At 59.3% G+C, this 21,344-nt stretch carries 19 protein-coding genes; 7 read left to right on the forward strand and 12 right to left on the reverse strand.

All coding sequences use genetic code 11. The annotated features are described in order from the left end of the window. Nucleotides 1-131 precede the first annotated feature (131 nt). The gene (gene recQ, locus RSF91_RS07240) at nucleotides 132-2,042 is read left to right on the forward strand and encodes a DNA helicase RecQ (RefSeq protein ID WP_332567776.1); all 1,911 of its coding nucleotides are present in this window, start codon (nucleotides 132-134) and stop codon (nucleotides 2,040-2,042) included. Between the two features lie 5 nt (nucleotides 2,043-2,047). On the opposite strand, the gene RSF91_RS07245 is transcribed toward recQ, so the two are convergent. Then, a complete protein-coding gene (locus tag RSF91_RS07245; RefSeq protein ID WP_332567777.1) occupies nucleotides 2,048-2,938 on the reverse strand; it encodes a SphA family protein in 891 nt (296 codons plus the stop codon). A gap of 263 nt (nucleotides 2,939-3,201) precedes the next feature. On the opposite strand from RSF91_RS07245, the gene RSF91_RS07250 reads away from it, so the two are divergent. The 3 genes from RSF91_RS07250 (at nucleotide 3,202) to RSF91_RS07260 (ending at nucleotide 6,696) form a co-directional block, all read left to right on the forward strand. After that, nucleotides 3,202-4,575: an aspartate aminotransferase family protein gene (locus tag RSF91_RS07250; RefSeq protein ID WP_332567778.1), complete on the forward strand. Its 1,374-nt coding sequence runs from the start codon at nucleotides 3,202-3,204 to the stop codon at nucleotides 4,573-4,575. Nucleotides 4,576-4,735: 160 nt separating this feature from the next. Further along, nucleotides 4,736-5,797, forward strand: coding sequence for a peptidogalycan biosysnthesis protein (locus RSF91_RS07255; protein ID WP_332567779.1), 1,062 nt, complete (start codon nucleotides 4,736-4,738; stop codon nucleotides 5,795-5,797). Beyond that, nucleotides 5,797-6,696, forward strand: coding sequence for a hypothetical protein (locus RSF91_RS07260; RefSeq protein WP_332567780.1), 900 nt, complete (start codon nucleotides 5,797-5,799; stop codon nucleotides 6,694-6,696). Before RSF91_RS07255 ends, RSF91_RS07260 begins: the two co-directional genes overlap by 1 nt. A 219-nt stretch (nucleotides 6,697-6,915) precedes the next feature. Here the strand turns inward: RSF91_RS07260 and RSF91_RS07265 are convergent, their stop codons facing one another. From RSF91_RS07265 to RSF91_RS07305, 9 genes are read right to left on the reverse strand one after another with little or no spacing between them, the layout of a single operon-like run. Beyond that, the gene (locus tag RSF91_RS07265) at nucleotides 6,916-8,130 is read right to left on the reverse strand and encodes a DegT/DnrJ/EryC1/StrS family aminotransferase (RefSeq protein WP_332567781.1); all 1,215 of its coding nucleotides are present in this window, start codon (nucleotides 8,128-8,130) and stop codon (nucleotides 6,916-6,918) included. A 1-nt stretch (nucleotide 8,131) separates the two neighbouring features. Beyond that, nucleotides 8,132-8,521: a DMT family transporter gene (locus tag RSF91_RS07270; RefSeq protein ID WP_332567782.1), complete on the reverse strand. Its 390-nt coding sequence runs from the start codon at nucleotides 8,519-8,521 to the stop codon at nucleotides 8,132-8,134. Between the two features lies 1 nt (nucleotide 8,522). Next, a complete protein-coding gene (locus tag RSF91_RS07275; RefSeq protein ID WP_332567783.1) occupies nucleotides 8,523-8,891 on the reverse strand; it encodes an EamA family transporter in 369 nt (122 codons plus the stop codon). Beyond that, nucleotides 8,881-9,792 carry an alpha/beta hydrolase gene (locus RSF91_RS07280; protein WP_332567784.1) on the reverse strand — a complete coding sequence of 304 codons (912 nt, stop codon included), beginning with the start codon at nucleotides 9,790-9,792 and terminating at the stop codon, nucleotides 8,881-8,883. Before RSF91_RS07280 ends, RSF91_RS07275 begins: the two co-directional genes overlap by 11 nt. Continuing rightward, nucleotides 9,789-10,502 (reverse strand): MtnX-like HAD-IB family phosphatase, encoded by a 714-nt coding sequence (locus RSF91_RS07285; RefSeq protein WP_332567785.1) that lies wholly within the window; start codon nucleotides 10,500-10,502, stop codon nucleotides 9,789-9,791. Before RSF91_RS07285 ends, RSF91_RS07280 begins: the two co-directional genes overlap by 4 nt. Further along, nucleotides 10,495-11,430, reverse strand: a complete 936-nt coding sequence (locus RSF91_RS07290; RefSeq protein WP_332567786.1) for an HlyD family secretion protein — start codon at nucleotides 11,428-11,430, stop codon at nucleotides 10,495-10,497. The genes RSF91_RS07285 and RSF91_RS07290 overlap by 8 nt, the downstream gene beginning before the upstream one ends. Further along, nucleotides 11,427-12,182, reverse strand: coding sequence for an ABC transporter ATP-binding protein (locus tag RSF91_RS07295; protein WP_442878817.1), 756 nt, complete (start codon nucleotides 12,180-12,182; stop codon nucleotides 11,427-11,429). Before RSF91_RS07295 ends, RSF91_RS07290 begins: the two co-directional genes overlap by 4 nt. Nucleotides 12,183-12,201: 19 nt before the next feature. Beyond that, nucleotides 12,202-13,350, reverse strand: coding sequence for an ABC transporter permease (locus RSF91_RS07300; RefSeq protein WP_332567788.1), 1,149 nt, complete (start codon nucleotides 13,348-13,350; stop codon nucleotides 12,202-12,204). Then, on the reverse strand, nucleotides 13,347-14,705 hold the full coding sequence (locus tag RSF91_RS07305) for an efflux transporter outer membrane subunit (protein WP_332567811.1): 1,359 nt from the start codon (nucleotides 14,703-14,705) through the stop codon (nucleotides 13,347-13,349). The genes RSF91_RS07300 and RSF91_RS07305 overlap by 4 nt, the downstream gene beginning before the upstream one ends. Nucleotides 14,706-14,963: 258 nt before the next feature. Between RSF91_RS07305 and RSF91_RS07310 the strand changes: the two genes are divergently transcribed. Together RSF91_RS07310 and RSF91_RS07315 are read left to right on the forward strand one after the other, a co-directional pair. Continuing rightward, entirely contained in the window at nucleotides 14,964-15,713 is a 750-nt protein-coding gene (locus RSF91_RS07310; RefSeq protein WP_442878818.1) for a response regulator, read from the forward strand. Beyond that, complete coding sequence (locus RSF91_RS07315; RefSeq protein WP_332567790.1) at nucleotides 15,698-16,870, forward strand: sensor histidine kinase; 1,173 nt, start codon at nucleotides 15,698-15,700, stop codon at nucleotides 16,868-16,870. Before RSF91_RS07310 ends, RSF91_RS07315 begins: the two co-directional genes overlap by 16 nt. On the opposite strand, the gene RSF91_RS07320 is transcribed toward RSF91_RS07315, so the two are convergent. Together RSF91_RS07320 and RSF91_RS07325 are read right to left on the reverse strand one after the other, a co-directional pair. Next, on the reverse strand, nucleotides 16,845-18,422 hold the full coding sequence (locus RSF91_RS07320) for a DUF3482 domain-containing protein (RefSeq protein WP_332567791.1): 1,578 nt from the start codon (nucleotides 18,420-18,422) through the stop codon (nucleotides 16,845-16,847). The two genes, RSF91_RS07315 and RSF91_RS07320, sit on opposite strands and share 26 nt — an antisense overlap. 1 nt (nucleotide 18,423) lies before the next feature. Next, nucleotides 18,424-19,911, reverse strand: coding sequence for a DUF2868 domain-containing protein (locus RSF91_RS07325; RefSeq protein WP_332567792.1), 1,488 nt, complete (start codon nucleotides 19,909-19,911; stop codon nucleotides 18,424-18,426). 186 nt (nucleotides 19,912-20,097) lie between these two features. Between RSF91_RS07325 and trpB the strand changes: the two genes are divergently transcribed. Further along, nucleotides 20,098-21,300 carry a tryptophan synthase subunit beta gene (gene trpB / locus RSF91_RS07330; protein WP_332567793.1) on the forward strand — a complete coding sequence of 401 codons (1,203 nt, stop codon included), beginning with the start codon at nucleotides 20,098-20,100 and terminating at the stop codon, nucleotides 21,298-21,300. Nucleotides 21,301-21,344: the final 44 nt, after the last annotated feature.

Here is a 21,344-nt window from a genome sequence, read left to right on the forward strand (position 1 = left end):
AACCCGGCTTGTGCGCCACGCCAGAGTGCGGCGCACAATAGGGCACATTTTTGACGCTTGTTGTTATTGAATAAATTGGCTTTCAGCCCTTATTCAGCAAGCGTTAACAGCTATAAATTCAAGAGTACCCGGTGTCTTCCGCGCAATCCATTCTGCAAGCCGTTTTTGGCTACGAGCAATTCCGTGGCCCCCAGCAGGCCATCGTCTCGCATGTCATCAACGGCGGCGATGCGCTGGTGCTCATGCCCACGGGCGGCGGCAAGTCGCTGTGCTACCAGGTGCCGGCCATTGCGCGCCAGCAGCTCGGCCATGGGGTGACCATCGTGGTGTCGCCGCTGATTGCGCTGATGCACGATCAGGTTGGTGCGCTGCACGAGGCGGGTATCAGCGCCGCCTTTCTGAACTCCACCCTCAGCTACGACGAAACACAGGAAGTAGAGCTGCGCCTGCAAAGCGGCGACATCACCTTGCTGTACGTCGCGCCTGAGCGGTTGAACACGCCGCGCTTCCTCGGCCTGCTGGATGATCTGCTGGCGCAAGGCAAACTGTCACTGTTTGCGATTGATGAGGCGCACTGCGTAAGCCAGTGGGGCCACGACTTCCGCCCCGAATACCGCGCCCTCACGGTGCTGCACCAGCGCTTTGCAAGCGTGCCACGTATTGCGTTGACAGCAACGGCTGATGCGCTGACGCGCGCCGACATCATCGAGCGCCTGCAACTTGAGGCCGCACAGCACTTCATCAGCAGCTTTGACCGCCCCAATATCCGCTACAAGATTGCCGAGAAAAAAGACGTCACCAACCAGCTGCTGCGCTTCATTGAACGCGAGCATGAGGGCGAAGCAGGAGTTGTCTACTGCCAGTCACGCAAGCGCGTAGAAGAGCTGGCGCAGACGCTGGCGCAAAGCGGCATAAACGCCCTGCCCTACCACGCCGGTCTGCCGCAGGAAATGCGCCAGAACCATCAAGACCGTTTTCTGCGCGAAGAAGGCGTGGTGATGTGCGCCACTATTGCTTTCGGCATGGGCATCAACAAGCCCGATGTGCGCTTTGTGGCCCATGTGGACATGCCCAAGAACATCGAAGGCTACTACCAGGAAACCGGCCGCGCGGGCCGCGATGGGCTGCCTGCCGATGCATGGATGGCCTATGGCCTCTCCGATGTGGTCAACCAGCGCCGCATGATTGACGAGAGCCCGGCCGAAGAACAGTTCAAGCAAGTCATGCGCGGCAAGCTCGATGCGCTGCTGGGCTTGGCCGAAGCCACAGACTGCCGCCGCATACGCCTGCTGGCCTATTTTGGCGAGCAATATGGGCAAGAGCCCAGTCTGGACGGCAAGCCGCTGCAGGCCGTGGGCCGCACCCACTGCGGCAACTGCGACAACTGTCTGGAACCCCCTGCGCTCTGGGATGGCACGGACGCTGCGCGCAAGCTGCTGTCCACCATCTTCCGCGTGCATGAAGCCAGCGGCCTGACCTATGGCGCAGGCCACATCATGGATGTGTTGCGCGGCAAAGAGACCGACAAGGTAGCTCAGTTCAGCCACGAGAAAGTCTCCACCTTCGGAATTGGCAAGGATTACTCAGAGCCACAACTGCGCGCCGTGATGCGCCAGTTGCTGGCCACAGGCGCGCTGGGCCTGCACAAGGTGGTGAGTGAAAACAGCGGCCATGTGTTTGACACCCTGTGCCTGGCCGCAGGCTCCCGCGCCGTGCTCAAGGGCGAGGTACAGGTGCAGTTGCGCGAAGCCGTTGCCGCATCGCGCAGCAAAAAACCGAGCAAGAAGTCTGCTGCCAATGCAGCCGCCATCAACCTGGGGCCAGATGCGCAAGTGCGCTTCATCAACCTCAAGGCCTGGCGCGCCGAGGTGGCCAAGTCGCACAATCTGCCGGCCTATGTGATCTTCCACGATGCCACGCTGGCATCGATTGCCGAACTCAACCCCCAGTCACTGCAGGAACTGCAAGGGGTGAGCGGCATGGGTGCCAAAAAGCTGGATGCATATGGTGCCGAGGTGCTGAGAGTCGTTGCGCTCGGCTAAGCGCTTCAGAACGCCTTGATCAGGGTCAGGCGCAGCAGATCGCCCTGGGGGACGGGCAAGGTTGCGGCCTTGGTGCCAAATTCCTTGTAGTAGGCGGCACGCAGCATCATCTTGGCGGGCAGAAAAATATAGGATGCCTGCAAGCCCACCGCATGGTTTTGCGCATAGCCGTCCAGCGTCCCCAGCCCCTGGTCACGCGAGACCTGCCAGCGGCTGTAGCCCACCACACCGGCTTGCAGCAGCCCCCAGCGCCGCCCCACGCCCCATTCCACGCTGGCCTGATCGCCAAAACGCCAGCCATGGTCAGCTTTGCCATTGCGCTGGTAGTGCAGCAGGGCTGATGTCGACCAGACTCTGGCCTCATCCAGGTAATACGTAGCGCCGCCGCTGAGCACGTAGCGCTGATAGCCCAGACCCGGCCCCAGCGCGCCCGCACGTCCGCTATCGAGCCAGACGCCAGCGCCCGCACTCACGTCCCAGCGCGGCATGTGCCAGCCCAGAATCAACGGGCTGAGATAGATATCGGAGCCACCAGATTCATGCCGATCCAGTCCATAGGTGCTGGAGTTCATGGAGCTATGCACCATGGGGACGATGACCTCCATGCCGTAATCGGCGCCCAACAGCTTGCTATCGGTTATCCACATCAGCCGATTCACAAAGCTGGTGTTTTCAACACGAACGTCGCCGGGCACGCGCTCATTGCTGACCGGCGTGCGGAGATTGTTGCTGCGATAGTTGAGGAAATAGCCCAGGTAGTAGAGACCGGGCGGCGGCGTGCTGGCATCGTCCATGGCCTCGTGCTGCACCGGATTCAATCCGTCCGCCGGCGCCATTGCCAGGCGCACACTCATCGCAACAATGGATAAAGCCTGCCTCTGCTGTCGGGCAGTCATGTTCAAACGCATGGATCAACCGTGAATTAACTTGATCTCAATTTACCTGTGTTTGAACGAATACCCAAGTGCCAATTGGGCAATGCACACCCCCCAATATCCGATTGATGGCTCACCGGTTTGCTGTCAATGCGGCAGGAGTTGCGCCAGCGGCGGGCTCTACACAAATTCCACACAAATGCTCGACAGCCCGGAAATATTGCAGCCTCACACTGCAGCCGCATACCGTTTACCGGATTCCTTTTTGCGGAGCGTTTTCTGCTGTGATCAATACTGCCCAATTGCTGGCTGACGAAGCCAAATACTGCTCGTTTGGCGACACCGTCCACTACGTCAATCCCCCGAAGATTTTCACAGGCTGCGATGGCAGCTATATGTACGACGACTCAGGCACCGCCTACCTCGATCTGCAGATGTGGTATTCGGCCGTCAACTTCGGCTACAAGAACAAGCGTCTTGAGCAAAAGATGATCGAGCAGCTGCAAGAGCTGCCCCAGGTGGCAAGTCAGTACCTGCACCCGACCAAGATTGAACTGGCCAAGTTCATCGCCGAAGACGCCAAGAGCAAGTGGGGCAATGACGGCCGCGTGCACTTCAACGTGGGCGGCGCACAAGCCATTGAAGACTCGCTGAAAGTGGTGCGCAATGCCACCGGCGGCAAGAGCCTGATGTTCGCCTTTGAAGGCGGCTACCACGGCCGTACGCTGGGTGCTTCATCGATTACCTCCAGCTACCGCTATCGCCGCCGCTTCGGCCACTTCAGCGACCGCGCTCAATTCATCCCATTCCCCTACCCCTTCCGTCGCCCCAAGGGCATGACCGCTGAAGAGTATGCGGATTCGATCGTGCGCGAATTTGCCCGCAAGTTCGAGAACGAATATCACGCGGTCTGGGACCCCAAGACCAACCAGTGCGAATACGCAGCCTTCTACATCGAGCCCATTCAGGGCACCGGTGGCTACGTCATTCCTCCTGCCAATTTCTTCACCGGCCTGAAGAAGGTGCTGGACGACCACGGCGTGCTGCTGGTGGTCGATGAAATCCAGATGGGCTTCTGGCGTACGGGCAAGCTGTGGTCTGTGGAAAACTTCGGCATCAAGCCCGATGTGCTGGTGTTCGCTAAGGCACTGACCAACGGCCTGAACGCACTGTCAGGCCTGTGGGCCCGTGAAGAGTTGATCAACCCCACCGTGTTCCCACCGGGCTCCACCCACTCCACTTTTGCCTCCAACCCGCTGGGAACGGCTCTGGGTCTGGAAGTGATGCGCATGACGCACGAAATGGACTTCGGTCGCCAGGTGTGCGAATCAGGTGCCTACTTCCTAGAAGGCCTGAAGGAGCTGCAAAAGCGCCACAAGGAAATCGGCGATGTGGACGGCATGGGCCTGGCACTGCGCGCCGAAATCTGCACCGAAGACGGTTTCACGCCCAACAAGGCACTGCTGGACAAGATGGTGGACATCGGCCTTGAAGGCGGTGTGGAATACCAGGGCCAGAAGCGCGGCTTGGTGCTGGACGTGGGCGGCTACTACAAGAACGTGATCACCTTCGCGCCTTCGCTGATGATTTCGCGCCCTGAAATCGACGAAGCCATGGCACTACTGGATCAGCTGCTGACCAAGGCTAAAAAGGGCTAACCCCCTGAGCGGTTTTGCCGCTGCTCCTCTCTCGCTTTGCATTCGCCATGCGGGAGAGGGGCAACGCTTTCGCAGCGAGGCGGCTCTTGCCTGACGCCTCTGCCACGGGTCACGCCGGCTGCGCTGGCATGATGGAATTTTCAACACAATAATGAGCGCGATGGCATCGCAAAGTTTGCGCAACCAGCTGGAGCCTGACGGACTGCTGCTGCAATTTACCCAGCACCCCCCTGAAGGATTTACGCTGCTGAACCACGGTCCGGCGCCCGCATTCACCGCACCATTTGACTTGCTGACCACTACAGATGACGCGCTCAAGGCGCGTCTTTTGTCGTTACCGGGCGGCCCATGGCTGCGTTCAAAGCTCACGCTGCAAACCGACTTTATCGGCACCACGGTCAGCGAATATGCGCTGCTGCCCCAAGGCGTCACTGCAAGCACTCTGGCGCAGCAATTGCGTGCCATGACCGGTCGCACCCTGCTGACCATCGTCAAGGATTTTCCGCAGACATCACCACTACTTTCTGAAGATGAAAACCGCTTCTCCAGAGAAGTCGCTCAAGCGCTTTCAGAGCAAGGTTTTATTGCACTGGAAGGGCAGGCACTGGCTTATGTGCCCATCACCTTTGCCAGCCTTGATGCGTATCTGGCGGGCCTTTCAAAAAACCGCAGAAGCAGCCTCAAACGCAAACTCAAAAGCCGCAATCAGCTGAGCATAAAGCGCATTCCCACCGGCCCAGCATTTGCTGATGAAGCACGTGTAGACGCCTACTACACGCTGTTTGACGCCGTGTATGCGCAAAGCGAAATTCACTTCGACAAGCTCACGCGCGCCTTCTTTGCCGACCTGCTGCGCGATGGGGACAACGGCGGCATCGTGTTTGAATACCGCGATCTGGAAAGCCGTGCTTTGCTGGGCTGGAACCTTTGCTTTGAACACGGCGGCAAACTGATCGATAAATACATAGGCCTGTCCTACCCGGCAGCCCGCGCAGCCAACCTCTACTTTGTGAGCTGGATGGTCAATCTCGAATATGCACGGGAACGCGGCCTCAGCCACTATGTGGCGGGCTGGACCGACCCCGAAGTCAAAGCCCAACTGGGCGCCAGCTTCACCATGACGCAGCACCTGGTCTTTATCCGCAACCCGGTGCTGCGGGCCTTGGGAAGACGTTTTTCCAGACTGTTTGAAAACGATAGCCAATGGGGCCAAAAAGCATGATGCGACTACACCCCCCTGTTGTTCTGGACGTCGATGGATCGGTCGGCCCACTCAGCCATGAGCTGCGCCTGCCGCTGACCGACTGGCAAGAGCTGGTGCGCTTTGGCTGCGGCCTGCGCAGCTTCAAAGGCTTTACTGCCGCCATGCACGACAAGCTCCCGCCCCTGCATGGCACCGTACTCATGGGCAGTGGTGACTTTCACCACCTGAGCTGGCCGCTGATTGAGCGCTGCATTGCCCAAAGCGGCTTTACGCCTAAGAACCCTTTGCGCGTGCTTGTGCTGGACAACCATCCAGACAATATGCGCTTCCCCTGGGGCGTTCATTGCGGCTCATGGGTGCGGCGCGTGGCCATGCACCCGGCGGTATCGCAAGTGCATGTGGCGGGCATCACCTCACAGGACATTGGTTCTGGTCACGCCTGGGAGAACTATCTGCGTCCACTACGTGCTGGCAAGCTCACTTACTGGAGCTGTGGCGTTGACACCCGCTGGTCCAAAAAAATAGGAGCCAGCAAGGCATTTCGCAGTTTTTCAAGCATCGCCGAGTTGGTGCAGGCGCTGTCACTCCAAATGAGTGAATGGCCTCAGGACACCTATCTGAGCATTGACAAAGACGTGTTCGCACCCGAGGTTGTACGCACCAACTGGGATCAGGGCCAGATGCTTGAAAAGCAGGCCATGGACCTGATAGATGCACTGCGCGGGCAGATCATCGGAAGTGACATTACCGGCGATGTATCGGCCTGGCACTATTCCACTTGGTGGAAGCGCCTGATGAGTGCAGGCGACGGTCAGGATACGCAAATTGATGCCGAGGCGCTGGCTGCCTGGCAAGCTGGTCAGCATGGCTTGAATCAACGTCTGGTGCAGCGAATTGCGGCCAGCAGCACGAGTTAGAGCGCTTCACTAATACCTTTCAACACCTCGCTTCAAGGAGCTGACATGCTGGACCGGTTGACCGAAAAAATTGCTGCGACATGCATTTGAACCCTTGGTCAAAATGGCAGGTGCTGCAAAAATCAAAGCTAATAGCGCTTGAAATATCTCGACTTCAAAGCATTTCTTAGCTGCACATTAGACTTATCAGGCGCAATTAGCTACTGTTTTTGATGAACCTCAGCCCTGCGTAGCAGCCTGAATATTCGCCAGCACACGCGCAAACCGTGCATCATCCAGCCACGGGCTGTTGCTGATGGCCAGCAGGCGCTGTGCCCAGTCTCTCGCCCGGCTCACATCATCATGGCGCGCTGCACCCAGTACATGTTCGTAGCACCCATAGTCTGGCAGCACGTGGACAAAGGGCAAAGACAGCCCGCTGCCATCACCCCAATGGGCTTGCAGCACGGCATCTCTGACTTGCTGACTGGGCAGGCGCAGCAGGATCACCGGCCACACGCCTTGCGAATCTGCAGCGATATCGTCCAGCACGTCCAGCCCGCAAGCGCGTAGCTGGGCCACGCGTGCTTTGGCTTGCTCAGCGGTCTGCTGCTGAAACGCACTCAGACGCCGCAAAGCTTTTGAGCCGACGGCCTGACGCCAAGCCCCCAAGCGGTGCTGCGGAATGAAGTCATCAAAATCATCCCCCGCCGCCTCAACCCAGTTGCCGCGCGACAAGGCTTGCTCCAGTGGCTTGCCATAAGCCATGCGCAGACCTGCTGGGCGATAGAGCGCGGCATAGCCCAGCAGCTCAACGCTGCGGCGCAGCTCCCACCAGAGATTGAATGGGGTCTCTGCACCCGCGGCACTCAGCACATCGCGCAAAACGGCATCACGCGTGATGAGCACGCCGCCTTCAAACGTACTCAAACCCTTGCCCACGGCCAGACTGAAAAAGCCCACATCGCCCTTGAGTCCAACAGACTTCCCGTTGCTGCGTGCACCCAGCGCTTGCGCAGCATCTTCAATCACATAAGCACCCACAACGCGCGCGCATTGCAACGCGGCATCCACATCGGCCGCACGACCACAAAGATGTGTGGGCAGCACAGCCAGCGTCTTGTCACTGCACAGCAGGCGAAGGCAATCTGCATCCATATCCAGCGCATCCGCCCGCAGATCGCACAGACGCAGTTGCAGCCCGCATTGCGCAATAGCCAGCGCCACCAGCGGGCAGGTATAGGCGGGTGCAATGACTTCGCTGCGCTCGGGCCTGAGCCGCTTGAGGCTACGCAAAGCCACCATCAGTGCCAAAGTGCCAGAGCACTCAAGCTGCACGCTTTGCACGCCCAGCCAGACGGCCATTTGCACGGCAAAATCATCCGCGCCCCAGGGCAGAAGATCTGCCCATTGCAACGGCAAGCCTGCCGTAGGGGGAATCGTGATTTCGCGCATCTCAGCTCGTCTGTTCTGCAGCCTCAGGGGTCTCGCTCACGGCAAGGCACATGATGCCCGCCACGATGAACAGACAGCCGATGATTTGCGGCCAGCCAATGGGCTCGTTGAACAGCCAGTACGAGAGGGCCAGCACCGAAATAATCTCAAGATGCGAAGCTGCAAACGCGGGCCCGATGGGGGCGTGTTTGAGCAGACTCATCCAGGTAAAAAAGGCGCCGATATAGCCGACAAAGGCACCATAAATCCAGGGCTGCCCAAACACGCGAACCAGCCATGCGGGAGAGAACTCCAGCGGCAAGGCGGACTCTCCGGCCATCTTGAAACTCAGCTGCGCCAGCGTGTCAAGTGCCATGAGCACCATAAAGCCGATGATGTAGAAACGCTTCATCTCAATGCAGTCCCACTATGGCCACACCGATGGAGACCAGCACAATGCCCACCACCCGCATGGGCGCGAGTTTTTCGCGGAACAGAACCCGGCCCAGAATCATGATGGCGACGATGTTGATGGAGCCCAGCAACACCCCATCTGACAGCGGTACCAGCGACAAAAAAGCCAGCCAGACCACAAACTCAGCCACATAGCAGGCAATGCCTACCCACAGCCAGGGGCGGGCCAGCATGAAGCGCCAGCGCGCCATGCCATCGCGATCGCCTGGCTCACTGGCTGCTGCCTTGAAGGCAAGTTGACCACCGCTGTCTACCAACACATTAAGCACCCACAGCGTCACCACCAGCGGCGAGAGATCACTGGCCATTCACACCCCTGACAGGCGCTGCCGCATAAGCGATACGCGCTGTGAATTCGTTCAGCTTGGCGATCACGGTACGGCGCTCACGATCGATGGTGATCATGTGATAACAGTTGTCCAGCAGCACCAGTTCGACCTTCGCATTCACGGCAATTCGCTCAATGTCATGGGCATTGCTGACCGAAGAAATATCGTCTTCTTTGGCATGCAGTACCAGACAGGGCGAACGCAGCTGCGGCAGGTTCTTCATCACATGAGTTGACAGTGCTCGCAGCTCAATCACGCTCCACCATGGGTTGCCCGGCAGGCCAGCGGCAGAGCTATCACCACTGTTCATCTGCTCCACAACGCGGGCGCGCAAGGCTTCATCCTTGATGCCGTAAGGCGGTGCTTCCATGAACACGCTGTTGCGGCCAATACCGAGCAGGCGAAACAGCGGCAGCAAGAATGCAAGCCGCGTGTATAAAGGAATGCTCCAGCCGTCATAGCGGAAGGTGGTTGACAATGCACCCACACCAGCCACTTTGTCCGGGTGCTTTTGCGCAACTGCCAGCGACAGCAGCGAGCCCATTGACAGACCCGCAACCACCACATGATCGACATGTCTGCCAAAGCGCTGCAGGCCAGACTCCACACTGCTCAACCAGTCAGTCCAGCGTGATGCCACGAGGTCTTCCATCGCTGCGCAGTGCCCCGCCAGTTGCACGCCGTAGATGGTGAAGCCTTGCTTGTTCAAGCCCTTTCCCAGCAAGCGCATCTCGGCAGGAGTTCCCGTCAGGCCGTGAATCAGCAGCACTCCAATGCGCGCATTCGGGCCTTCGCCAGGCATGACGAACTCATTGGGCGTCAGGCAAACTTCCTGCAAAGAGCTTTGCTGTATCTGAACCAGACCATCAGCAGCACTCATGCCACTTGCTCCATACCGAGAACGACTTGCTCCAGCAGCTGAGTTGCCTGACCAAAATGCTCAAATCGCGCATGGGCAATGCCATTGCTCTCGCAATAGGCGATGAGCTTGTACTTGGCCAGCACAAAGTCGGCTTTGCCAGAGACGCAAAAATCTGAGGTGCTGTCGCCGATGTAGAGCACACGACCATGCACTGCCTGTTGCTCTGCCAGACGTTCGCACTTGCAGTTTCCACTGGCCCGTGCACAGTGGTTGCTGGCCCAGGGGGAGTCAAGGCGCCAGCTGCGCTCACCGGTTTGCACCAGGTGGTTGGCGATGACTTCCAGATCACCCAGACCATTGCGTTCCAGCACATGACGAATGGCGTAATCAATGCCGTCGCTGACGACCTGAACCTTGATGCCCAGCGCTTTCGCTTCTTGCACAAAGTGGACGAAGTAGCCGTCAATCTCAATCGTATCCAGATGGGTTTGCAGCTCACTCTCGCTCATATCCAGCAAGGCGACCTGACCCTTCATGCATTCGCGTGAGCCGATGTCACCACGCTCCCATGCGTCTTCCAGCTCCTGCCAGCCCGGCTTGCCAAAGCGGTTGAGCAAGGTGTCGGTCACATCCAGCAGGCTGATAGTGCCGTCGAAATCGCTTTGCACCATCCAGCCCGTCAAAGCTGTACCCGTGGACGAAGGAAGAATTTGAATACGCTTATTCATGGAAGCTGACCCTCACGTTCTGACCCACTTTGGCATTGACAGGTGGCTGGTCAAACACCAGCACAGATTCGACGACTCGTACCGGGCCGCGCTGGGTGTCATCCTGCAGACGCGCCGGGCCGTAAACGGGGCTGACTCGCAGCACCGTGGCCGATGGAAATTCAAGCCGGGCTGCGCCGCCGTCGCCATCCACGGCAACATGGGCCTTCATGCCTTCACGAATGGCAGCCACAAAGCTCTCGTTAACTTCAGCGCGCACGATCAGTGGGCGCTGGGGCAGTAGCACCGCCACGGGGCTTCCGCTTTGCAGCATGCTGCCAGCGTGGGCCGTCAGGCGGATGACGGTTGCGGCCTCAGGCGCACGCAACTCGTGGCGCTGTTGCAGGGCACGCAACTGCTCGACCTTGTGTTTGGCCACGGATGCCTCGGCAGCGGCAATATCCACTTCAGCCTGTGCATCGCGCAGTGAGTGGGCGGCTTCATCCACATTCTGCAAATCGGCCGCACCTTGCTTGGCGGCAGCCTGCCAGCGCGTCAGCGTTGTCTTGAGTGCAGGCAAACGCTCTTGCCTGGCCTTGAGCCTGGTTTGCGCCAGTTGCTGCTCCGATTCGGCTACGGCCAGATCGGCGCGGGCGGCATCATCGGCCAATCGCAGCAAGACCTGGCCCTTTTGCACGCTCTGGCCTTCCTTGATCAGCAACTGCTGGACCACACCAGCGGCGGGTGATGCGAGGTCAAGCAAACCGCCCTCCACATCAATCTTTCCGCGGGCAACGGCGACCTGATTTTGCGGCTTGGCCTGCGCCGCGGCGACAGAAACGAGCGATGCAGAATCCTGCGCTGGCGAGCACCCACCCAGCGACAGCAGAGCCGCCGCAAGCAGCGGCACACCCGAACTGAGGCTGAGACACAATGGGCTACGGTTCATGAATTATTCCTTGATGGGGCTCTGTTCTGGCGCCAGTCGCTGCGGATAGCGCCGTCTTCCATACCCAGCACACGATCGGCGTGGCGCACCAGCCGTGGGTCGTGACTGACGCACAGCACCGTCGTGCCATGGCTGCGAGCCGCACGGTGCAGCAGATCAATGACGCGCTGGCCGCTTTCCGCATCCAGTGCGCTAGTGGGCTCATCGGCAAACAAAAGCTGGGGCTGCTTGGCAATTGCTCTGGCAATCGCGACGCGCTGCTTTTCACCGCCGGAGAGCTGCGCGGGACGCATATGACTGCGGTGCGACAAGCCAACTTCATCCAGCGCATCTTTAGCCCGGCGCAATGTCTCGCTGTTCTTGAGGCCCATATAGCCCAGAGGCAGCTGCACCTGCTCCAGCGCCGTCAGCGCCGGGAACAGATTGAAGCCCTGAAAGACAAAGCCCGTATGGCGCAGGCGAAACTTTTCCAGTGCGCCAATGCTCATCTTTGCCAAGTCCTGCCCCAGCGCCATGGCACGGCCACCATCGGGCTTTTGCAGGCCGGACATGAGCGACAGCAAAGTGCTCTTGCCGCAACCTGATGGACCCGATATCAGGCTCAGCTCACCGGGTTGAAGGCTGACAGAAAGCCCTTGCAGGACATGCACCTGAACGATGCCGGAGACAAAGGATTTTTCAAGGCGCACGGCCTCAAGACTGGGGGCGGCCGTGTTCGCCGCAGATGGGGTATGAGGACGTTCGTTCGTCATGGCTTGCATGCTTGCACCCTCAACGCAGCAAGGTGGCCGGGTCGGCACGCAGCAAGCTGCGCATCGCACCCAAACCGGACAGCAGGGACAGCACCGCAATCAGAATGGCGCAGGCAAGCACTGCAGCCATATTGAGAGCTACCGGCACGCGATAGGTTGCGGCAACGCTCAGCAGCACAGCGCTGGTCAAGGCCGCTAGCACAAAGCCCAGACCGCCAATCCAGCAGGCCTGCTCGACCACCACACGGCCCAGCGCTGCACGGCTAACGCCCAGCGCATTAAGCACGGCATATTCACGCGCTGAACCGGCAACCACGGCCTTCAGCGACTGGCTGGTCACAATTGCGCCCACCAAACACACGATGACGGCCATAAAGAGCACGCCAGCGCCTGCGCCGGTGTCCAGCATCCAGTAGCGCTGCGAACGCCGGGCAAAGGCATCGGCAGTCCACACCTCATAAGGGCCAAAGCTGCTGCCGATTTCACTCAAGCGCAGCTGAGCCTCTTGCGGTTTGGCACCCGGCTTGAGGCGGGCTACAAAATAGGTGCTGCCGTTTGCCGCCGTGGTTTCTGCAATCTCGCGGGCCGTGCTGAGTGAAGCCAGCACATTGACGCCACCCAGCCCGCGCAGGCCATCGACGGCCGCCACGATCTTCACAGCATGGTTGTTGATCCAGGCAACGCTGCCTTCCTGCGCACCCAGAGTGCCCAGATCAGCGCGATCCACAATCACGGCACCCGGCTCGCGCAGCAGTTGACGCTGCCAGGAGGTAAGCACCTTGGTGAACATCATGGATTGATCCATCGCGCTGATGCCCGACAGATAGACTGAAACGCCACCGCCTGCCGCGCCTTGTGCACGGGTGCGAGCGCGCCAGTCACCATCGACCCAGACGTAAGGCTCCACCGCCTCCACTTCAGGATCCATGCGCAAGCGCATTTCCACATCGCTACCAATGTTGCGGCCGAAGTTGACACTCTGCGTGCCCGGATAGCCAACCCATAGATCGGCTGATGAGGACGTCACATAAACCGCAGCCGAGCCAAAAATCCCCAGCACAAGCGCTGCCTGCATGGCCAGCAGAACGCCTGAAAATCCCACGGCAAACACCGATGGGACAAAGCGCCGCCATTCATGAATCAGCGTCTTGCGCGCCAGAGCAATCAAGGCTTCACCTCGGCAGTCTGAGTGACGACTGGATCCAGTGGCGCAGCACCTACGGCTTTGTAGAGTGCGACATAAGCCAGTGCCTCGGCAGCCTTGGCCGTTGCCATCTCGCTTTGCAGCTGCAAGCTGGCGCGTGCGTTTTCAGCACCGGCCAGCTCACTGGACAGGCCGAGTTGCTGACGCACCGCCTGAGCTTTATCACGCGATTGCTGAATTTGCTGGGCAGCAAGCAATGATTGCTGTCGCTGCTGCTGGGCGGCCACTGCTGCCAGCGAGCCTTCCGCCTCAGCAATGCCATTGAGCACCGCCTGCCGATAAGCCTTGATGCTGGACTGCAGCGCCAGCTCCTTGCCATCGGCAACCGCACGGCGGCGGCTCCAGTCAAACAGCGGAATATCAATCTGCGGGCCCACCATGGGGATGGAGTCCGAAGTCGAGCGGTGATTGCGGGTGAGGTTGTATGAGTACAGCAGCGAACCCGTCAGCATCAGGCGCGGGTAGAGAGCGGCGCGGGCCACACCTACCTCGGCAGCAGCCTGCTCTACAGCAGCTTCAGCACTCTGAATATCGGGCCGTTTTCGCAGCAAATCGGCGGGAAGCACCTCTATGGCCTGCAAAGTGGGCAACGCCGCATCAGCCTTGGGCTGCAGCCACAGCGACTCAGGGCGATCTCGCCCCAACAGGGCAGCCAATGCATGGGCTGCGCGCTTGTGGCTTTCATTCAACAGTGCCAACTGCGCCTCTTGGGTGCGCAGCTGCAATTGCTGCTGCTCCAGTGTCTGGGTATCCGTCAGGCGTTGATCACGGCGAATCTCAAGCAGCTGCAGTTGTCTTTGTGCCTGTTGTAACTGCTGTTGCGCCAGGTTGCGTTGAACCTGGGCCAGCCTGATGTCGAGATAGCGATGAACCACATCGGCCACCAAGGCCACCCGCGCTGCGTGCAACTGCGCAGCAGCGTCCAGCACGCTCGCCGAGCCGGAGCGACGCGCAGCCTCTGCGTCACCAAACAGGCCCAAGTCCCAGCTCACATCAATGCTGGCATGGAAGTAGGTATCAACTGCTGCGACGTCCTGAAGCGTTCGCGCTCCAGCGCCAACTACGGGAAGAAATGCCGAGCCCGCCGTATCCGCCAGCAGACGCTGCTGACGCAACCGCAAAACGGCCTGCGCCACATCGAGATTCTGGGCCAACGCCTCATCAACCAGAGCATTCAGCGCCGGATCACTCCAGCCCCGCCACCATTGCGCCAACTCGGAATTGCTCATTTTTTGAGCAGATGCTTGCTGCCACTGCGCTGGTGCACCCGAATCCAGTCGTACCTCAATAGGCGCAGCGCACCCTGCCAGCAATGACATGGCGCACAGGCACAGACTACCGATACGAAGACGCGAAGCTTGGAAGGGAGATTTCACAGCGCTGCTAGATCAAGCTATGGGTTCTCATCCAGAAAACCCGTGGAAGGCAGAAACAACTATCCATTTCGCCATTGAACGGTAAGAAGTTTTCGCCTGATTGCAGGATTTATGGAGGAATTATGGAGATCGGTCTGCATTTTCTTATTGCAGCCGCTGAGACCATAATGTCTGGATAACAAGTTTCAGTGGGTCCGCTAGATGCATGACTTTTCTGCACACAAAACCATGACAAGCTTTTCTCAGCCCACTTCGACACCTCTGGTTCTCGTCGTCGAGGATGAGCCCAATATCGCCGGTGTACTCAGCGCTTATCTGGAACGCGACGGCCTGCGCATTCGCATGGCGCATGACGGAGAAGAAGCGCTGCAGAGCTTTCGCCAGTTGCGCCCCGATCTGGTGCTGCTCGACATCCACCTCCCCAAGGTCGATGGCGTAGATGTGCTGAAGATGATCCGCAGCGACGGCGATGTGCCGGTCATCATGGTCACCGCACTGGCTGACGATGTGGACAAATTGCTGGCACTGCGCATGGGGGCGGATGACTATGTGGTCAAGCCCTTCAACCCCCCCGAAGTCGTAGCACGCGTGCGTGCCGTGCTGCGCCGTACACAGGCCAAGCCAGCACCAGTAGCAGCCCCTCTCCGTGTCGGCCCCATCGAAATTGATGTCGAAGCCCACAGCGCCGCCGTTTATGACGATCAGGGCAATCCTGTTTCGCTGTCACTCACTCTCACAGAGTTTCGCCTTCTGGCCTGCCTGGCCGCCCAGCCACGGCGCTGCTTTTCACGCTCTTACCTGATTGAAAATTGCCTGCCTGAAAGCGATGCGCTGGAGCGCGTCATCGACTCTCACCTCTCCAAGCTAAGGCGCAAGCTGCAACTGGCTGGCCAGGACGGCCTGATCGAAACCGTGCGCGGCATTGGTTACCGTCTATGGCCCTGGGACTGAACCGCATCTGGGTTCGCTTTGGCCTGTGGATCACTGCTGCGGTCCTGCTGGCCATTGCCTCTCTGGCCATTGGCGTACTGGCGTTTTCTGAGCTGCAGTACCGGGAGTTCTACCGCCACCTGCCAAGCCCCATCAAGGCCGAGCTGGAAACACTGAAGTCTCACGACCTGGAAGACAGCCCCAGAGCCTTACAAATCTATTCTGAATACTGGGAAGGCGACCGCCTTTTTGGAGAGAAATGGTCTCTGGTGATCGGTCTTGCTGTGAGCCTGCCCTTCGGCATGGCCATGGGATTCTGGATTTCGCGGCGCATCACCAGCCCACTGGCCTCCATGGTCGAAGTCGCCACCCATGTAAAGCGTGGCGAACTGGGCTACCGCGCAGTCAAAGGCAATGCCCATGGTGAGATGGCAGAGATGATCGACGCCTTCAATGGCATGGTCGATTCGCTGGAGTCATTTGAAGCTGAACGACTGGCCACGACAGCATCTATCTCTCACGAACTACGCACCCCCCTGACCGTTCTGCAGGCAAGGCTGCATGCCATCTGCGACGGTGTGATCGACACCAGCCAATCTGAGATGAAGATGCTGCTGGCCCAGGTTGAGCATCTAGGCCGACTGGTGGGCGATCTGCACACCCTCTCCATGGCTGATGCAGGGCAGCTGTCCCTGCGCAAAGAGCGCATTGACCTGGCAACGCTGGTTGGCGAGGTGGTGGAAGAACTGCACCCGCAGCTGCAAAAGTTCGACATGGCTTTGTCGCTGGACCTTCCCATGCAGGACGGTGACGGCAGCACGGACATTCGCGCCGATGCAGACCGACTGCGCCAGATCACCACCAACCTGATCGGCAATGTGCTGCGCCACGCCAGCAGCGGCCACTGGCTGGGCATTCAGGTCTACGCCGAGCCCGATCAACAAGGCCGGCACTGGGTCACACTCAGCGTCAGCGATGCCGGGCCTGGCCTTGACGCAGACCTTCAGGCCCACCCCTTCCAGCGCTTTGCGCAGGCCCCGGGAAAGCGCCGCAGAGAAGGTTCGGGACTGGGCCTTTCCATCGTCAAAGCCTTGGTCACCTCGCAAGGCGGCAATGTCAGTGCCGATACTTCAGATCGCGGCGGAGCGCGTTTTACGGTGCGCTTTCTTCGCCTTTAAACGCATCCTCATCACTCAGCATGGGGTAGAGCTTGGTCATGATCTGCTGCAAGCTTTGCTGCAACAGATCATGCGTGGCGCGCTGCACCTCCGTCACTGTTTCGGTTGTCGTTTCTGTCGCTGATTCAGCACCTGCGTCATCACGCGCCAGCGTCCAGATTGCCGCCCATTGTTCAGCCTGTGACTGAACTACGGTCTGCGTCAGATCGCTCCACTGCTGCGGCGCTGCCGGACTGGTGTAGCGGCCCCGGCCACGGCCAAAATGCGAGACCAGCAGGTACTTGAGCAGCACCTGACTCACCGTGGCGTTCAGATAGTCCGCCGAGAGCTGAAAACTCTGCTTTTCCTGATCGAACATTTTGTTCGCACCCCATGCCGCACCACCAAAAGTGATGGCACCGACCAGTGCGCCCACCAAGGCACCGGCGCCCAGCGTCAAGCCACCGGCCATCAAGTCAGCACCCAAGCCTGTGGCTGCGCCTGCCGTCAGTGCACCCCACAGGCTAGCCGCCTGTGCATCTACGGGCTTATTGATCTTCAGCTGGCTACGTAGCTGCTCCTGTATCTGACTCGCGGTTTGGCCGTCAAGCTGATGAATCTCAAGCAGGCGCTGAGTGGCCTGCACATCGGCTTGGCGCAGCTTCTGCATCAAGCGTTGCACCGCCGCTTTGGCGGGTCCGCTCAAACTGTCTTCATCTGCAGCCGTCTTTCCCAGCTTGCTGGTGAGCTGGCTCAGACTCTGCCAGGCACGCTCCAGCAGCTTCCCTTGTTCAGGCTCCAGTTGTTCATGCAAGCGGGCCGCAGCCAGCAATTGCGCGGCCATGACCTCAAGGTTGGCCTGCTCGCGCTGCTGTTGCTGCAGGGCACGCTGATCCAGCAAGCGCTGATAGGCAGGTTGTTTGGCCTGCGGCAGCAGCGGCGTGATGCTCTGCATCATCTTGCGCTCATGCCACCAGCTGCGCGTAAAGGCATCCAGCACCAAAACATCACGCACCACGGTCTGAAAGCTTTGCGTCGCCTTCTTCCATCGCTGCAAATCCTGCAGCGTCTGCGCTTGCGTGGTGTCGCTGCCAACCTGATTGAGAAGCACAATGACTGGCTTGTTCAGCCAAGCCAGAATATTCATCTCGGCACTCCAGTAACCCGCATCCGCCGGGTCTTCTGCAGCATTGACGAGATACAGCATCACATCCGCATGGTCGCGCGCTGCAAGCAATGCTCGCTGGCTCAGATAAAACGGTTTGTCACGCCAGCGGTCCCAGACATTGCTGAGGAACCAGCCCAGCGGATTACCCTGCTGCCGCAAGCGTTCGTACAGCCTGACCGAATCACCAAAACCCGGTGTATCCCACAGCCAGAGCTCATCGTTTTGCTGCGTTTTTTGCAGCAGGTAGCGTTTGGATTGACTGGTCACATGGGCGGCATCAGCAATCTCACCCACATCGTCCGCCATCAGGGTTCGCGTCAGCGTGGTTTTTCCGATATTGGTGTGCGAAAGCAGGCACCACTGAATGCTGTTGTCTCCCAGAACCAGAATATTGCCGTCAGTCATCTCAAACTCCTACAGCAGGCACCAGGGTGGCATTCAGGCCGGCGCTGCGTACAAATTCTTTCCACAGCTGCTCCCGCTCCTGCACCCGCGCCGGGGCACCCGTGTTGCGGGCGCGAAAGTCTGCAGCCCACAGCCAGACATCGGTCTGCGGCCCCCAGAGGTTAAGCACCTGCGCCAGAAGGGCACCGTGAATTTCCACCTCAGGCGTGGCCGCTAAGTTCAACAACAGCACTTGCTGAGCATTGCCATTCGATGCAACGGACAAAGGCGATCCATAAGCCAGCGCGGGCAGCACTGTGAGCTGAGCACCCGCACCATAGTTTTGTGCAACATGGCTGTGCAAAGCAGCCTCGCGCTCGGGCGTGATATCCAGGCTATAGGGCTGTACTTGCAAGGCGGTGGCACGCCCCGCCCAGTCGCGCTGCAGCTTTTGAAAATAGGGCTGCTGCAGCGGCAGAGCCAGATGCTGGTTCAGCCACCAGACCTTGACGCCCTGCCACAGCGCCAGCACAAGGCGCGGCGCAATCACCATCAGGCCCAGCAGTAGGCTGTAGAGCTGTACCCAGAGCTGGCCTACCGTGGGGTACTCCAGAAACTGCATAAAGCCTGCAGGCACTGCAGGTACACCACTGGGGGCCCAGCCTTGCAGCGCCGTGACGTCAGCCAGAGCCCAAGGCGCTGTACCAAGCAGATACTGCAGGGGAGCAAACAGAATATTCAGGCAAGTCTGCACTGCGGATGGCGAGAGAAACGTACTTTCCCAGCCCACCTGGTAGGCGTTGGTCAGCCCTGTCAGCCACAGCGATGACAGCGCACCCAGCGCCAACATGGCCGCGCCCAGATGGATGGTCAAAGCCCACTGCGCATGGCGTGGTCGCTGGTTGATCTGCCACCAGTTGCGCTCAAAATTCAGCGCCATTTTCCGCAGCCCTGTCCCACGCGAAACACTCCATTTTTTGGCTTGCAATTTCTGCAGCCAGCCACTGGGCGCTGCCGCAGCCTGATCTACCTGTGTGGTCTGGCCCTGCATGGGCTCAAGCGGCATCACCACCGATTTTTTGCGCTTGATAAGGCTGCGCACCCAGTTCACCAACAGCAGCACATAGACCAGCACATTCCACAAAACAATGCCGATTAACGACGGCGAGAGCAGGTCCACACGGTGCGGATCCGTAATCGCATGGCCCGCAAAGCCCAGTGCAAACGCCCCCAGCAAGACGGCCAGCACCATCCAGCGCGAGACGCCTGCCCCCTGCAATGCCACTGCGCGGATATCGGCAGGCAGCTGCGCCGCCGCAATCACGCGTTTGGCACGTTCATGTAAAAAACGCTCAAAGGCGGCGCGGCCACTGCCTTTGGCATTGCCTTGGGCGTGCAGGCATTCCTGCGTGATAGCGGTGCAACGCTCTGGCGTGGGCAGCGCTTCGTGCGGAGCTGCAGTTTCCAGAGCGTGGGTAAAAACAATGTCGCGGGCAGAGCTGGCTTTCATGTCTCTATTGTGTTTCAGCCAAAGACATTGGCTCTGAAAATATCAAAACAATAGCTGTCGGCGCTTTCCAATAAAGGGCTGCAAGCCTATTTCACTGGGACTCCATTCGGGCTTGCCTGCACGTGCGTTTGGCCCACTGTGTGCTATGAATGCAGCTTTGCTGCAAAACATACAAGGAGACAAGTCATGACTCTCAACCCACAGGCCATGCCTGATGCCAGCGGCTTCTTCGGCCCTTATGGCGGCCAGCTGGTGCCGCCCGATCTGAAGAAGTGCATGGATGAAATTTCTGCAGCCTACGAAGAGATCGTCAAGCGCAAAGATTTTCAGGATGAGCTGGCCTCGCTGTTTGCCGACTATGTGGGCCGCCCCAGCCCCATCTTTCACGCCAAGCGCCTGTCCGATCAACTGGGCGGCGCGCAGATTCACCTCAAGCGCGAAGACCTGAACCACACCGGCGCACACAAGATCAATCACTGCCTGGGTGAGGCGCTGTTGGCCAAGTTCATGGGCAAGAAAAAAGTGATTGCCGAAACCGGTGCCGGCCAGCATGGCGTGGCCCTTGCCACGGCCTGCGCGCTGGTTGGCATTCCCTGCGAGATTCACATGGGTCAGGTGGATATCGAAAAAGAGCACCCCAACGTCACCAAGATGCGCATTCTGGGCTGCACGCTGGTGCCCGTCACACGCGGCGCAGCAACCCTCAAGGAAGCGGTGGACAGCGCCTTTGAGGTCTATCTGCAAGACCCCGTCAACACCATCTATGCCATTGGCTCTGTGGTCGGCCCTCACCCTTTCCCCATGATGGTGCGCGACTTCCAGTCCATCGTCGGCCGCGAGGCACGCGAGCAATTCCTGCACAAGCATGACAAGCTGCCCAACCATGTGGCGGCCTGCGTAGGCGGCGGCAGCAACGCCATGGGCATCTTCACGGCCTTCCTCAAGGATGAAGCCGTGCATCTGGTCGGCGTAGAGCCTGCTGGCGAAGGCGTGGACAAACCCGGCCGCCATGCAGCCACCCTCACCATGGGCAAACCCGGCGAAATTCACGGCATGAAGTGCTATGTGCTGGAAAACGGCGATGGCACGCCCGCTGCTGTGCACAGCATTGCCTCCGGTCTGGACTACCCCGGCGTGGGCCCGCAGCACAGCTATCTCAAGGATATCGGCCGCGTGGACTACCAGTCTGTGAACGATCAGGAATGCCTGAATGCATTCATGACGCTGTCGCGCGTGGAAGGCATCATCCCCGCGCTGGAAAGCGCACACGCCGTGGCCTGGGCCATGCGCGAAGCCCCCAAGCTGGGCAAGGATCAGCACATCCTCGTCAACCTGTCAGGTCGCGGCGACAAGGACGCTGACTACGTCGCGAAAAAACTGGGCCTTTGAGGCCTCATTCTGAACAACACAAGTGGGGCATGGCTCCGCCATGC

Source organism: Comamonas sp. (assembly GCF_036643215.1).
Classification (GTDB): domain Bacteria; phylum Pseudomonadota; class Gammaproteobacteria; order Burkholderiales; family Burkholderiaceae_C; genus Comamonas.

Coding starts and splice junctions, on each gene's coding strand:
- RSF91_RS07245 (WP_332567777.1), bottom strand. CDS start 2,938: ATGACTGCCCGACAGCAGAGGCAGGCTTTATCCATTGTTGCGATGAGT.
- RSF91_RS07255 (WP_332567779.1), top strand. CDS start 4,736: ATGGCATCGCAAAGTTTGCGCAACCAGCTGGAGCCTGACGGACTGCTG.
- RSF91_RS07260 (WP_332567780.1), top strand. CDS start 5,797: ATGCGACTACACCCCCCTGTTGTTCTGGACGTCGATGGATCGGTCGGC.
- RSF91_RS07265 (WP_332567781.1), bottom strand. CDS start 8,130: ATGCGCGAAATCACGATTCCCCCTACGGCAGGCTTGCCGTTGCAATGG.
- RSF91_RS07270 (WP_332567782.1), bottom strand. CDS start 8,521: ATGAAGCGTTTCTACATCATCGGCTTTATGGTGCTCATGGCACTTGAC.
- RSF91_RS07275 (WP_332567783.1), bottom strand. CDS start 8,891: ATGGCCAGTGATCTCTCGCCGCTGGTGGTGACGCTGTGGGTGCTTAAT.
- RSF91_RS07280 (WP_332567784.1), bottom strand. CDS start 9,792: ATGAGTGCTGCTGATGGTCTGGTTCAGATACAGCAAAGCTCTTTGCAG.
- RSF91_RS07285 (WP_332567785.1), bottom strand. CDS start 10,502: ATGAATAAGCGTATTCAAATTCTTCCTTCGTCCACGGGTACAGCTTTG.
- RSF91_RS07290 (WP_332567786.1), bottom strand. CDS start 11,430: ATGAACCGTAGCCCATTGTGTCTCAGCCTCAGTTCGGGTGTGCCGCTG.
- RSF91_RS07295 (WP_442878817.1), bottom strand. CDS start 12,182: ATGACGAACGAACGTCCTCATACCCCATCTGCGGCGAACACGGCCGCC.
- RSF91_RS07305 (WP_332567811.1), bottom strand. CDS start 14,705: ATGTCATTGCTGGCAGGGTGCGCTGCGCCTATTGAGGTACGACTGGAT.
- RSF91_RS07310 (WP_442878818.1), top strand. CDS start 14,964: ATGCATGACTTTTCTGCACACAAAACCATGACAAGCTTTTCTCAGCCC.
- RSF91_RS07315 (WP_332567790.1), top strand. CDS start 15,698: ATGGCCCTGGGACTGAACCGCATCTGGGTTCGCTTTGGCCTGTGGATC.
- RSF91_RS07320 (WP_332567791.1), bottom strand. CDS start 18,422: ATGACTGACGGCAATATTCTGGTTCTGGGAGACAACAGCATTCAGTGG.
- RSF91_RS07325 (WP_332567792.1), bottom strand. CDS start 19,911: ATGAAAGCCAGCTCTGCCCGCGACATTGTTTTTACCCACGCTCTGGAA.
- trpB (WP_332567793.1), top strand. CDS start 20,098: ATGACTCTCAACCCACAGGCCATGCCTGATGCCAGCGGCTTCTTCGGC.